This window comes from Mycobacterium sp. 48b, from assembly GCF_048282725.1.
Taxonomy (GTDB): domain Bacteria; phylum Actinomycetota; class Actinomycetes; order Mycobacteriales; family Mycobacteriaceae; genus Mycobacterium.
On sequence record NZ_JBLVUL010000001.1, the window covers coordinates 6,031,292 to 6,043,816 of the forward strand.

The 12,525-nt window shown below is 67.3% G+C and carries 11 protein-coding genes; 4 read left to right on the plus strand and 7 right to left on the minus strand.

The window, feature by feature from the left end; genetic code table 11:
* Window positions 1-5 precede the first annotated feature (5 nt).
* On the minus strand, window positions 6-929 hold the full coding sequence (locus tag ACNQR1_RS29455) for an alpha/beta fold hydrolase (RefSeq protein ID WP_418049112.1): 924 nt from the start codon (window positions 927-929) through the stop codon (window positions 6-8).
* A 37-nt stretch (window positions 930-966) separates the two neighbouring features.
* Entirely contained in the window at window positions 967-2,844 is a 1,878-nt protein-coding gene (gene glmS / locus ACNQR1_RS29460; protein WP_418049113.1) for a glutamine--fructose-6-phosphate transaminase (isomerizing), read from the minus strand.
* Between the two features lie 141 nt (window positions 2,845-2,985).
* Between glmS and ACNQR1_RS29465 the strand changes: the two genes are divergently transcribed.
* Both ACNQR1_RS29465 and ACNQR1_RS29470 read left to right on the plus strand, forming a co-directional pair.
* Window positions 2,986-3,837 (plus strand): dienelactone hydrolase family protein, encoded by an 852-nt coding sequence (locus ACNQR1_RS29465; RefSeq protein WP_418049114.1) that lies wholly within the window; start codon window positions 2,986-2,988, stop codon window positions 3,835-3,837.
* A 112-nt stretch (window positions 3,838-3,949) separates the two neighbouring features.
* The gene (locus ACNQR1_RS29470; RefSeq protein ID WP_418049115.1) at window positions 3,950-5,098 is read left to right on the plus strand and encodes a Zn-dependent alcohol dehydrogenase; all 1,149 of its coding nucleotides are present in this window, start codon (window positions 3,950-3,952) and stop codon (window positions 5,096-5,098) included.
* On the opposite strand, the gene ACNQR1_RS29475 is transcribed toward ACNQR1_RS29470, so the two are convergent.
* A complete protein-coding gene (locus ACNQR1_RS29475) occupies window positions 5,076-6,866 on the minus strand; it encodes a flavin-containing monooxygenase (RefSeq protein WP_418049116.1) in 1,791 nt (596 codons plus the stop codon). The two genes, ACNQR1_RS29470 and ACNQR1_RS29475, sit on opposite strands and share 23 nt — an antisense overlap.
* A gap of 93 nt (window positions 6,867-6,959) precedes the next feature.
* Window positions 6,960-7,580, minus strand: a complete 621-nt coding sequence (locus ACNQR1_RS29480) for a TetR/AcrR family transcriptional regulator (protein WP_418049117.1) — start codon at window positions 7,578-7,580, stop codon at window positions 6,960-6,962.
* Between the two features lie 129 nt (window positions 7,581-7,709).
* Here ACNQR1_RS29480 and ACNQR1_RS29485 point away from each other — a divergent pair, with 129 nt between their 5' ends.
* Window positions 7,710-8,342 carry a TetR/AcrR family transcriptional regulator gene (locus ACNQR1_RS29485; protein ID WP_418049118.1) on the plus strand — a complete coding sequence of 211 codons (633 nt, stop codon included), beginning with the start codon at window positions 7,710-7,712 and terminating at the stop codon, window positions 8,340-8,342.
* An 11-nt stretch (window positions 8,343-8,353) separates the two neighbouring features.
* Here the strand turns inward: ACNQR1_RS29485 and ACNQR1_RS29490 are convergent, their stop codons facing one another.
* Window positions 8,354-9,817: an aldehyde dehydrogenase gene (locus ACNQR1_RS29490; RefSeq protein WP_418049119.1), complete on the minus strand. Its 1,464-nt coding sequence runs from the start codon at window positions 9,815-9,817 to the stop codon at window positions 8,354-8,356.
* Between the two features lie 433 nt (window positions 9,818-10,250).
* Here ACNQR1_RS29490 and ACNQR1_RS29495 point away from each other — a divergent pair, with 433 nt between their 5' ends.
* Entirely contained in the window at window positions 10,251-10,757 is a 507-nt protein-coding gene (locus ACNQR1_RS29495; protein ID WP_418049120.1) for a peptidoglycan recognition family protein, read from the plus strand.
* 121 nt (window positions 10,758-10,878) lie between these two features.
* On the opposite strand, the gene ACNQR1_RS29500 is transcribed toward ACNQR1_RS29495, so the two are convergent.
* Both ACNQR1_RS29500 and ACNQR1_RS29505 read right to left on the minus strand, forming a co-directional pair.
* Complete coding sequence (locus tag ACNQR1_RS29500; RefSeq protein WP_418049121.1) at window positions 10,879-11,529, minus strand: alpha/beta hydrolase family protein; 651 nt, start codon at window positions 11,527-11,529, stop codon at window positions 10,879-10,881.
* Window positions 11,530-11,573: 44 nt separating this feature from the next.
* Complete coding sequence (locus tag ACNQR1_RS29505; RefSeq protein ID WP_418049122.1) at window positions 11,574-12,434, minus strand: LLM class flavin-dependent oxidoreductase; 861 nt, start codon at window positions 12,432-12,434, stop codon at window positions 11,574-11,576.
* Window positions 12,435-12,525: the final 91 nt, after the last annotated feature.

Here is a 12,525-nt window from a genome sequence, read left to right on the forward strand (position 1 = left end):
TGCCGCTACACAGCGTCCCAGAAGCGGCCTGCCCGCTGGGCGATCGCTTCCGGGTATTCACCGTTGATGGCGTGGGAAGCGTCGGGCCACAGTTCGACCTCGCCGCGCGGCAGTGTGGTGCGGGCGCGGGCATATGCGCGCACCGGGTCGAGCATCACGCTGCGGCCGGCGATCAGTGCCAACACCGGAACGGCGATCCCCCGCAGCTGGGCATCGCTGAACAGTTTCGGCATCGGTGTGCGCAGCGTGAAATCCTTTGAACCCGCTGAGATCAGCTCGGCTTCGATCTCGGCGGCCGCCACGTCGGCGCCTCCGGATATCCAGCTCATCACCCGGCGGCGCCAGCTCTCCGGCACACCCGGGGCGAGCAGTGCCACCGAGGCGAGTATCGCCTTGGCCGGCGCACCGGTGAAGGTGAACACGGGATCGAGCAACGTGAGCGACGCGATCCGGCCGGGCCGGTGCACCGCGACGTTGGCGGCGGTCCAGCCGCCCATCGACACGCCGAGCAGGTGGGCCTTTTCCAGCCCGAGGCCGGCCAGCGCCTCGTCGAGCCACTGCGCCTGATCGGGGCCAGCACGAATCACCTTGCTTTGCACCGACATACCGGCCTCACCGAGCAGATCGATGCCGTACACGGTGCGTTGTTCCAGCAACGGCCCGAGGTTGGTTCGATACATCGGCGTCGACGCATTGCGGCCCGGCAGCAGCACCACCGGCGCACCAGTCTCCGGCCCGCCGGCGAAACGGTACGCCCGCACCGTCCCGAACGACGTTGGCACGTCGAACAGTTCGAAGGGCGGCAGCGCCGCCATCCCGGCCCGGTAGGCGGTCAGGAAGTGCTCGAACGCCGCCTCGGAGACAAACGCTCCCAGGCCACCGCGTGCCCACCGGCCGGCGATGTTGACCTCGGGAACCTGCAGATCCATCAGTTCAGCTCAGCCGCACGGTGGGCATCCGGCAGGACTATTCGACGGTGACGGACTTGGCCAGGTTGCGGGGCTTGTCGACGTCGTACCCACGCGCCCGGGCCACGCCGGCCGCGAACACCTGCAGCGGGATGGTCGACAGCAACGGCTGGAAAAGCGTTGACACCGCCGGGATCTCGATCAGGTGGTCGGCGTACGGCCGCACCGTGTCGTCACCCTCTTCGGCGATCACGATGGTCACAGCACCGCGAGCCTGGATCTCACGGATGTTGGACAGCAACTTGGCGTGCAGCATCTGTGCGTTCTTGGGTGACGGCATCACCACGATGACCGGCAGGTCCTCGTCGATCAGCGCGATCGGACCGTGCTTGAGCTCACCGGCGGCGAAGCCCTCGGCGTGCATGTAGGCCAGCTCCTTGAGCTTGAGCGCACCCTCCAGTGCCACCGGGTAGCCGACGTGGCGGCCCAGGAACAACACCGTGGGCGACGTCGCGAACCGCTGCGCCAGCTGGCCGACCGATTCGATTCCGTTCAGGACCCGGCTCACCATGTCCGGCATGGCTTCCAGCTCGTGGTACTCGCGCTCGACCTCGTCGGGGTACTTGGTCCCGCGGGCCTGCGCCAGGGCCAGACCCACCAGGTAGTTCGCGGCGATCTGCGCCAGGAACGTCTTGGTGGCGGCCACCCCGATCTCCGGCCCGGCCCGGGTGTAGAGCACCGCGTCGGCCTCGCGCGGGATCTGGCTGCCGTTGGTGTTGCAGATGGCCAGCACCTTGGCCTTCTGCGTCTTGGCGTGCCGGACCGCTTCCAGCGTGTCGGCGGTCTCGCCGGACTGCGAGATCGCGATCACCAGCGTGCTGCGGTCCAGCACCGGGTCCCGGTAACGGAACTCGCTGGCGAGCTCGACCTCGACCGGCAGCCGGGTCCAGTGCTCGATGGCGTACTTGGCCAGCAGGCCGGAGTGGTAGGCGGTACCGCACGCGACGATGAAGACCTTGTCGATCTCGCGCAGTTCCTGATCCGACAGGCGCTGCTCGTCGAGCACGATGCGACCGTCGACGAAATGCCCCAGCAAGGTGTCGGCGACCGCGGCGGGCTGCTCGGCGATCTCCTTGAGCATGAAGTAGTCGTAGCCACCCTTCTCGGCGGCGTCGAGATCCCAGTCGATGTGGAATTCCCGGTAGTCCCGGCCGGCCTGCAGATCGTCGCGGCCGAAGAAGTCGGTGATGCGGTATCCGTCGGCGGTCAGCACCACCGCCTGGTCCTGGCCGAGCTCCACCGCGTGCCGGGTGTGCTCGATGAACGCCGCCACGTCGGAGCCGACGAACATCTCCCCCTCGCCGATGCCGACGACGAGCGGGGTGGACCGGCGGGCGGCCACGATGGTGCCCGGATCGTCGGCATTGGCGAACACCAGGGTGAAGTGGCCTTCCAGGCGCTGCAGGACAGCCAGCACGGAGGCGGGAAAGTCCCCGGCGGTGTCGCCGCTGGCGTACTGACGTGCCACCAGGTGCACCGCCACCTCAGAGTCGGTGTCGCTGGAGAACTCGACCCCGTCGGCTTCCAGCTCGGCGCGCAGGACGGCGAAGTTCTCGATGATGCCGTTGTGGACGACGGCGATCTTGGCTGCCGCGTCGCGGTGCGGGTGCGCGTTGCGGTCGGTGGGCCGACCGTGGGTGGCCCACCGGGTGTGGCCGAGGCCGGTCGTGCCGGTCAGCACGCCGTCGTCGGTCTCGGCGAGGGCGGCCTCCAGGTTGGCCAGCCGACCGGCGCGGCGGCGTACCGTCAACCCGCCGTTGCCGTCGATCAGCGCGATTCCTGCGGAGTCGTAGCCCCGGTATTCCATCCGGCGCAGCGCGTCGACCACGATGCCGCGGGCCGGGCGCGCCCCGACGTAGCCGACGATTCCACACATAGGGTCCCAGGGTAGTGCAGACGGCGCCCTGGCCCGATTCTGCGCGACGGCGTTTGACGCATATCACCGCGAAAGCACAGGCGCGCCTCACGCCCAATTGGCGCGCTCACGCGCCGCGACGCCCTGCGCTACGGTCAACGCGTGGCCAGCACAAAGAAGCTCTTCGCAGGGTTGACCCGCCGCGGACCGCATCGAGTTCTGCGCGGTGACCTGGCGTTCGCCGGCATGCCGGGAGTGGTGTACACGCCGGAGTCCGGCCTGAACCTGCCCGGTGTGGTGTTCGGCCACGAATGGATGACGCGGGCCGACAACTACACGCACACGCTGGAGCATCTGGCCTCCTGGGGCATCGTGGCGGCGGCGCCCGACACCGAGACCGGTCTGGCGCCCTCGGTGCTCAATTTCGCCTTCGACCTGGGCGCGGCCCTCGAAATCATCACCGGGGTGCGGCTGGGCACCGGCAAGATCAGCGTGCACCCGGGCAAGCGGGGTGTGGTCGGGCATGGTTTCGGCGGGTCGGCGGCGGTGTTCGCCGCCGCGGGCATGGGGGGCGATCCGCACCGCCCGAAGGCCGTGGTGTCGCTGTTCCCGACGGTGACCAAGCCACGGGCCGAAGAACCCGCGACGACGCTGCAGGTGCCGGGACTGATCCTCACCGATCCCGGCGACCCGATGACGCTGCGCTCCAACGCCGTGGAGCTGGCCCGGGCCTGGGAGGGCGCGACGCTGCGTACGGTCAGCAAGGCCAAGGCCGGCGGCCTGGTCGAGGGGCGCCGCCTGGCCCGTTTCATCGGGCTGCCCGGCGCCGACCGGGACACCCAGAAGATCGTTCGCGGCCTGCTCACCGGGTATCTGCTGGCGACGTTGGCCGGCGACAAGACCTACCGTGACTTCGCCGACCCCGAGGGCGAGCTGCCGCACACCGAACCGGCCGACCCCGATGCCGATCCGGTGGCGCTCGAGGACAAGGTGGTCGCGCTGCTCAAGCCGTAAGCCCCCGTGTGACAAACCCGGGTCCGCAGGCCGGTGGATATGATCAACTGATCATTAATTCGGCACTTTTTGCGCGACCCTGACCTGTCACATAGATCGGAGACGGATGCCGATGAGGAGTCGAGCCGCCATCGTCTACGAATACGGCGGTCCATGGCGCGTGGAAGAGTTCGAACTCGACCCCCCGCGCGCCGGCGAGGTGTTGGTGCAGCTCGCCGCCGCAGGCCTGTGCCACTCCGACGACCACATCCGTCAGGGCATCATGGCTCCCCCGCACAACGCCGACGGCCGCGCACAGATGACCCCCACCATCGGCGGCCACGAGGGCGCGGGCGTGGTCGTCGAGGTCGGCGATGGCGTCACCCGATTCGCCCCGGGCGACCACGTGGTGACCTCGTTCGTCGCGGTGTGCGGCGAATGCCGTTGGTGCACAACAGGTATGGAGTACATCTGCGACGCCGGCGCCGGAACGTTGATCCCCGGCATGCCGACAGACGGAACATTCCGCCACCACACCCTCGACGGCGGCGACCTCGCGCACGTGTCCAAGATCGGAGCGTTCGCCGAGCACACGGTGGTGTCGGCGGCCTCCCTGGTCAAGCTCGAACCCCACCTGCCGCTGGTCCCGAGCGCGCTTCTCGCGTGTGCGGTGCCGACCGGCTATGGCTCGGCAGCCAATCGGGCCGGGGTGCGCGGCGGCGATATCGTCGTGGTGATCGGCGTCGGCGGAATCGGCTCGGCAGCCGTACAAGCCGCCCGCATCAACGGTGCCGCATCGATCGTCGCCGTCGACCCCGTTGAGTTCAAACGAAAGTCGGCTCTGACCTTCGGCGCCACCCATGTGGCGGCCACTGCCGACGAGGCAGTCGAGCTGGTCCGCGAACTCACGCGCGGGGTGATGGCGGACAGCGTCGTCGTGTCCCCGTCGGCGATCGGCGAATCCGACGTCCTCGACGCCCTCGGCCTCACCCGCAAGGGCGGGACATGCGTGCTCACGGCGATGTCGGCACCGGGCAGCCGACCGTTGAATTTCAATCTCCAGGACTTCGTCCTGATGAACAAGAATCTGTGCGGCACCGTCTTCGGCTCGTGTAATCCGAAGGCCGACATCCCACGTCTGGCCAAACTCTACGATTCCGGCCTGCTGCAGCTCGACGAGATGGTCACCAAGCGCTATCGCCTCGACGACATCAACGATGCCTACGCAGACCTCGCGCAGGGCGAATTGATACGGGGCGTCATCGATTTCGGGATCGCATAGGAGCACCGACGACGTCGAGTCCGTCCAGGTTTCCGGCCGACCGCCACGACGCCAGGATGTCTGCGTATTCCATCGGACTGCCGAAGAAGAAACTGCCCTGCCGCAGTCTCACGTCGGCCTGGCCCTCGCGGTTGTAGTAACCCGGCGTACACGACTCACGCCGCCCGGCGATCACATCGGAACGCGCCACCACGGTGTCGACCCATGCCGACTCGGCGTCGGCGGTCGCTTCGATCACGGCAGCGTCCTGTTCGAGCGCCCGTGCGATCGTCCAGGCGATGTGTTGGGACTGGGTGTCGATGAGATAAGGAAAGTTCACGGTGAAGCCCGACTGGGCGATGCTCTCGATGAAGCAGTTCGGAAAGCCGTTGACCTGTAGACCGTGGAACGTGCGCACGCCGTCGGCCCACTTCTGCGTGAGCGTCAGGCCGTCACGACCGATGATCTCGAACCCGGTGCGACGCGCGTATTCGGTGCCCACCTCGAACCCGGTCGCGAAAATCAAGCAATCCAAAGGATATTCGACGTCATCGACGATGACACCGCGTGCGCTGATCTCCTGGACACCACTTCCGTGGGTGTCGACGAGGGTGACGTTCGCGCGGTTGAACGCCTGTAGGTACTCATCGTGGAAGCAGGGGCGCTTGCAGAAGTAGCCGTACCACGGCTTCAGGGCCTCCGCGGTGACGGAATCGGTCACGACCGCGTCGATCCGTGCCCTGATCTCTTCCATCTTGGCGAAATCCGCCAGCTCGGCGACGCTAGCGGCTCCAGGCGCCGTGTCGCGGACGATCGGCAGTTTCTTGGTGAGGCTGGTCCAGGCGTCGTCGACGAGATCCTCGTCGGCGGTCCCACCGGCGGTGAGCATCTGGAAGTTCTCCATGCGGCGCTGTTGCCATCCAGGCTCCAGCGATGCCGCCCATTCCGGATCGGTGGCCCGGTTGGCCCGCACGTCGACGGTCGAGGGGGTGCGCTGGAAGACGTACAGCTGCCCCACGGAGGCGGCCAGGCGTGGCACGCACTGGATCGCGGTTGCGCCGGTACCGACGATGCCGACCCGCTTGTCGGTCAGGTTCTCCAGATCCGCACCGGTGTATCCGTAGTCCCACCGACTGGTGTGGAACGTGTGCCCCCGGAACGACCCCATCCCGGCAATGCCCGGCAACTTGGGCTTCTGCAGGTAGCCGTTGGCCATCGCCACGAACCTGGCCCGGATGGCGTCGCCGTGGTTCGTGGCGATGACCCACCGTGATTGCTCAGGCATCCAACGGATTTCACGCACCTCGGTCTGCAGGCACGCGTTGCGGTACAGATCGTAGTGTCGGGCGATGCGCTGACAGTGCGCGAAGATCTCCGCACCCTTCGCGTACTTCTCGGTGGGGACGTAGCCGAGCTCCTCCAGCAACGGCATGTACACGTAGGACTCGACGTCGCAGGCGATTCCCGGGTATCGGTTCCAGTACCAGGTGCCGCCCACGTCGGCCGCCTTGTCGATCAGGCGCACGTTCTCGACGCCGAGCTCGCGCAGCCGCGCCCCGATCAACAGCCCACCGAACCCGGCACCGATGATCGCGACGTCTACCTCGTCGGCGAGCGGTTCCCGGCTGAACTGCGGGTCAGCCCACGGGTCTTCGCCGAAGCCGGCGAACCTGCCCGCCACCTCGACGTATTGGGCGATGCCGTCGGGCCGCAGCCGTCGCTCGCGCTCGGCCGCGTACTTCCGGCGCAACTCGTCGACGTCAAAGGTCGAGCCGTCCACGTCGGTCACCGTCGCACCCTCTTCCGGCCTGATCACACCCGCCCGACTATATAATCAACCGCTTGATCACATCAATGGTCGGAACTGGCGTCCCCGCGCATGTCACCGGTGCACGAACAGAGTCCCGCGGATCATCTGCTTGGCCGAGTTCAGCGCGCGTTGATACGTCTGTGGCGATTGCGTCGCGGCCAATTCCGTGAGGCCGTAGACGAGGGCGTAGATCGCCTCGATCGCGGCGGCCGCCTCGCGCTGCACTTCCCCGGGACGGTTTCGGCAGGCATCGTCGACGATGCCTTTCACGATGCCACGGAGCGCCTGAAAGCCACCGCCGTCGGTGCCGTCCGGATACACCGCGACGGCACTCTGACCACGAATGGCCCACTCGAAGGCAGCGAGCTCGGGATACTCACGCATCAAACGACCCGACTCGTCGAGCACCGCGTCGATCCGGTCGACGGCGTCACCAGGACCCTGCGCTGCGCCCCGCAACCGCGGCAGTGCGATGTCGGCCCGAGCCGCGATCGCGGCCTCCATCAGCTGCGATTTGTTCGAGAAGTAGTTGTACAGGTTCGCGCTGGTGATCCCCGCGGTGCGGGCGATCTCTCGAATCGTGGCCCGGGCATAGCCGACCTCGGACACGCAGTGCATGGTCGCGGCGATGATCCGCCGGCGCGTCTCTTCGCCGTTCGCGCCGACCGGGCGACCCAGTTGGGGTGTCGCCATCGCCGACTCCCTCCGGTCTGGGCCTGCGCCGGCACGCCGGCCCGGTCGTTTCTCGGATGGTAGCGCGCAAACAGAACCGAGCGTCTGTCGGAGGCCAGGCCGGGCCCAGCGCCGACATATGCTGGGCCCATGACGGTGCCTTCCCCGCAGCTCGGCCGCCCTGTGGGCGCCAGCGGTGAAGCGACCCGGGAGCGAATCATCGTCGCCGCCATGCGATGTGTCGCCGAGGCCGGTTACGCCAAGGCGACCATCCGCGAGATCGCGCGGACCGCAGAGATGACCAGCGGCAGTCTGTACCACTATTTTTCGAACAAGTCGGACCTGCTGGACGCCACGGTGACCAGAATCGAGGAGATCACCGTCCCCCGGTTGCGGGCCGCGGCCCAGAGCAGCACCGACATCATCGGCCGGCTCGATGCGGTCTTGGACGCATCCGAAGAGTTGTTGCGCGAGTATCCCTATCTGGCCGCGTTCGAGCAGGAAATGCGAGCGGAGCGCTCAGCGCCGCCCCGCGGCGACGATCGCTCGTCCGCCGGATTCGAGGCACTGCACAACATCTTTCGCACGATCATCAGCGACGCGCAGCGGCAAGGCGCGCTGGCCCATGACGCCGACGCCCTCGGCGCGACCGACGCGCTGTACGCGCTCAGCCGCGGCTTGACCGCGCAGGCGGCCGGCCTCTCACCAGACGCTTACCGTGCCACCACCGATGCGGCCAAGCGACTGATCCGCGGAACAGTGTTGCCCGCACTGATCGAGTGAAGCACTCGGCGTCAATTCACGGCCTCGGCCACCACTTTTGTCTCAAGGTATTCCTCGAAGCCGGCCAGGCCCATCTCTCGGCCGATGCCCGACTGCTTGAACCCGCCGAACGGCACGTCCGGCGAATACCACTGGCCGCCATTGACGTTGATCGTCCCGGTCCGCAGCCGCGACACGATCCAGGCGACTCGCTCGGGTTCCGCGCCGAAGACCGTACCGGACAGCCCGTAGGGCGAATCGTTGGCGATGCGCACCGCATCGGCGTCGCCATCGTGGGCCAGCACCACCAGAACCGGTCCGAATATCTCTTCCCGGGCCACGCGTGCATCGTTGGTCAACCCACTGATCACGGTCGGCTCGATGTAGAAGCCCGGGCCGGAAGGCCGGCCGCCCCCGCAGGCGAACGCGCCACCTTCTTCGAGCGCCAAGTTCAGATAACCTTGCACCCGGTCGCGTTGCCTGGCCGAAATGAGTGGTCCGCAAAGGACATTCGGGTCCCGTGGGTCCCCCACCGGAATCTGTGCCATCGCCTCAGTGACGGCGGTGACCGCTTCGTCGTACCGCCTCTGGGGCACCACGAGGCGAGTGGTCAGCGCGCAACCTTGACCGGCATGCGTCGTCACGGTGAAGGCCGCCCTCGTGCAGGCCGCAACCAGGTCGGCATCGTCGAGTACGACGAACGCCGACTTGCCGCCGAGTTCGAGAAAGACCTTCTTGATGGTTTGCGAGGCCGCCGCCATCACGGAGCGGCCTGTCGCGGTTGATCCGGTGAAGGAGACGGCGTCAACCCGCGGATCCTCGGCCAGCATGGCGCCGAGGGCGTGATCCGACGACGTGACGATGTTGACCACGCCCGGCGGAAAGTCGGTCTTCTCCGCGATGATCCGCCCGACCACCGCAGCGCACCACGGGGTATCGGGCGCCGGCTTGAGCACCACCGTGTTTCCGGCCGCCAGCGCGGGTCCCAGCTTCGCGAACGTGACCTGATGCGGAAAGTTCCACGGCGTGATCGCACCGACGACGCCGAACGGCTCGCGCACGAGCGTGCGTCGCGTCGGCACTCCCAGTGGGTGCTGCACACCGAGATCGACCTGCCACGGGTAACTTTCGGCGGTGTCGGCGGGGAATGCCAGGTCGTTGATCGGGCCCTGCAGATGTCCGGTCTGGGTCAGCCTGACGGGTGCACCGGCCTCTGCCACGGTGATGTCGCGCAGGAGCTCGATGTCGTCGTTGAGCGCGTCGCGCAACTGCCTCAGGCAATGCACCCGCAACGCGACGTCGCGCGACCAGTCCGTCTCGTCGAATGCGGCCCGCGCCGCGTCGATGGCGCGGTCCATGTCGGCACCGTCGCCGTCCGCAGCCGTGCCGAGCAGCTCCTCGGTTGCCGGGTTGATGGTCGGGAACGCGCCCCCACCGCCGGGCACCAGCCGGCCGTCGATCAGGAGCTGGGTCACCGCGCCGGCGGTCGCTGTCATGGCAGCAGCGTAGTGACGGGCCACTCAGGTAATCAAGCAATTGATCACATAGTGTCGGCGTCCGTCGCAAACTCGGGCGAAGGCCCCGTGCCTGCAGGGGCAGCTACGTATCGTGACCACGATGGACCCGCAGCCCAGCCGTGGACCAGGGACGCGGCTCGACCCACTGAGTCGTCGTCGGCTGCTGCAGATCGGTGGCAGCCTCGGGTTGGCTGCGACGCTCGGCGCTTGCGCCGATGACGCCGCGTCGGCTCCGGCGTCCCCTGCGCCGCCAACGAGCACCATTCCGGCCCCGCTACCTGTCGCCGCCAGCCCAGTGCCGGCTGAACCGGCCCCGGCGGTGGCCGGCGGGCAACCAATGGTCGAGATCTGTCGGCAAGGTTGGGGTGCGGCGTCGGCCCGACCCGGTGGGCGGCCGCACACCATAACGCGAATGACGTTGCACCACAGCGCTGTTGTCCTCGGTGAAAATCGGCTTGCCCCGGGTCGGTTACGTCAGCATCAGCGCTTCCATCAGAATGACCGCGGATGGATCGACATCGCCTACCACGTCGGCGTCGACCGAAACGGCAACATCTACGAACTACGCACCCCCGAACTCGCCGGTGACACCGCCACCGACTACGACCCAGCGGGTCACTTCCTGGTCCTATGCGAGGGCGACTTCGACCAGGAAACGGTCACCGAGGCCCAACTCAATGGCGCAGCAACAGCATTCGCCTGGGCAGCCCAACAATTCCATCTGACCGGCGGCACCCTGGGCGGACATCGAGACTTCGCAGACACCTCCTGCCCCGGCGCCGGCCTCTACGCCCACCTCACGTCCGGCGATCTGCACGCACGCATCGATGAAATGCTCACCGCCGGGCCGGTCGACATGCAGCGCCTCTGCGGGGAAGAAGCAGCCATCAAGGTGGCTGCCATCGAGGCGGGTAACTGAGGCATTTCGCCAGGCGACGACATCAGTGGTGTGCGCTGGGCCTGGTGGCGTTACGCCTGGACCCGCCAAGACCTGGCACCTCGGTCGAGCCCGCCGGCGGCGCCGCCGATTCCTCGTGCTGTCAGCCTGACGTCACGAAGTCCAAGGTTGCCCGCGCCAGGTCGGCCAGAAACGCGTCGCGGTCGAACGCGACATCCTCGACGACGCCGGGCGGCGGTTGGTGCATGAAGCTGAAATGACCGGCGTTCGGCACCACACGCAGGTCGACGTCCGCGCGCGCATTCTTCAGCTGGAGCGCCTGCTCGGCGGGCGTAACCGTGTCGAGTTCGCCAACGTAGACCAGCATCGGCGCTGTCACCGCGTCCAATGCCCCAGGGGCGGCGAACCATCCGGCGGCGGGCGCGTACAGGACAAGACGGCTGACGCGCGGCTCCCGTGGCACGTCCATGGCGTGACCCGCACGACTCCACGGCCTCGCACCTGCCAGGCACAGAGCCGCCCATCCACCGATCGAGTGCCCGACAACCGCAACGTTTGCCTCGGGAGCTGAGGCCTGCGCAAGCGCTTCGACCAGTCCGTGTGGGCGGGCGATGAGCTCAGCCTCTGAGGCTCTCGCACCGTCAATCCGGTCGAATACAGGCGCGATCACCCTGCATTCCCGATCTGCAAATTCGTCGAGCAAGGGGCGATAGCGCTGGGGGTCGCCACCGGAGCCTGCTGCGAACAGGACGGTCTGTTCGGCCCGCTCTGGGCCGAACGCCAAAATTCGCATGCCCCGAGGCTCCCTTCCATTCACTCCGTCTCGGCAGTCGGATCCTAGGCAATCCGGTCGGCGATGGCTTGTAGCTCGTCAAATCGCTCGGGTGGCGGCCAGTGCAGCACGAACTCGCTGATGCCGACCCCGGCGAACCGGTCGACGACCTCATCGAAACTTCGCCGGGTCCGCCATGGGTCAACCGCCCCGAACATCGTGAGGGCCCGAGTGACTGTGGCCGGATCTCGGCCCGCCCGATGGCACAGGTCATCGAGCAGCCGATTCTGCCGGGCCGTCAGTACCAGCAGCTCCTCAAAGTCGATTCCGGTGGGGCCATGGGTGTTCCACGTGTCGGCATAGGTGGCCGCCAGACGAAGGACAGGCGCTGATTGACCACCTATGACCAACGGCGGACGTGGGCGCTGGATCGGTGCAGGGGCAGTGACCACTCCAGCGGTCGACAGCCAGTCGCCTTGATGGGCAAAAGTAGTGCCTGCCGCCCGCATCACCCCATCCACGATCGCCACGTATTCGGCGAATCGCTGCATTCGCTCAGCCCGCCCCCAGTGCCGGCTTCCTACCGCGTGATGGTCGAAGGCGAAAATGCCGGTACCCAGTCCCATATCGAGACGCCCGGCGCTGAGATGGTCGATGGTGATGGCTTGCTTGGCGAGTACGGCGGGCGGGCGCAGGATCGGATTGGCGACGAGCATGCCGATCCGAATCCGGCTCGTGGCGGATGCCGCACTGGCCAGGACCGCCCAGCTGTCGTGCCAGGTGCTGTTGCCGCCGCGGGGGTCGTTGATGTGATCAGGGAAGACCGCCCGATCGAATCCCAGGTCTTCCGCGACGACGACTCGTCCGGCAATCTCTTGGACTGTCGCATCAGGAAAGATCAGCACGCCGAATTGCAGTTGTGCCACAGGCATCCTCTGTTTTCTCGATGTTGCTTCGTCCCGGCCGTGAAATCCGGCCGGTGCCGTGGCCACGGATGCGGCGGTTCCGAGCGTGCTC

Excerpts from the sequence above, each read along its gene's own strand:
- ACNQR1_RS29455 (WP_418049112.1), bottom strand. The coding sequence starts at position 929 with ATGGATCTGCAGGTTCCCGAGGTCAACATCGCCGGCCGGTGGGCACGC.
- glmS (WP_418049113.1), bottom strand. The coding sequence starts at position 2,844 with ATGTGTGGAATCGTCGGCTACGTCGGGGCGCGCCCGGCCCGCGGCATC.
- ACNQR1_RS29470 (WP_418049115.1), top strand. The coding sequence starts at position 3,950 with ATGAGGAGTCGAGCCGCCATCGTCTACGAATACGGCGGTCCATGGCGC.
- ACNQR1_RS29480 (WP_418049117.1), bottom strand. The coding sequence starts at position 7,580 with ATGGCGACACCCCAACTGGGTCGCCCGGTCGGCGCGAACGGCGAAGAG.
- ACNQR1_RS29485 (WP_418049118.1), top strand. The coding sequence starts at position 7,710 with ATGACGGTGCCTTCCCCGCAGCTCGGCCGCCCTGTGGGCGCCAGCGGT.
- ACNQR1_RS29490 (WP_418049119.1), bottom strand. The coding sequence starts at position 9,817 with ATGACAGCGACCGCCGGCGCGGTGACCCAGCTCCTGATCGACGGCCGG.
- ACNQR1_RS29495 (WP_418049120.1), top strand. The coding sequence starts at position 10,251 with ATGACGTTGCACCACAGCGCTGTTGTCCTCGGTGAAAATCGGCTTGCC.
- ACNQR1_RS29500 (WP_418049121.1), bottom strand. The coding sequence starts at position 11,529 with ATGCGAATTTTGGCGTTCGGCCCAGAGCGGGCCGAACAGACCGTCCTG.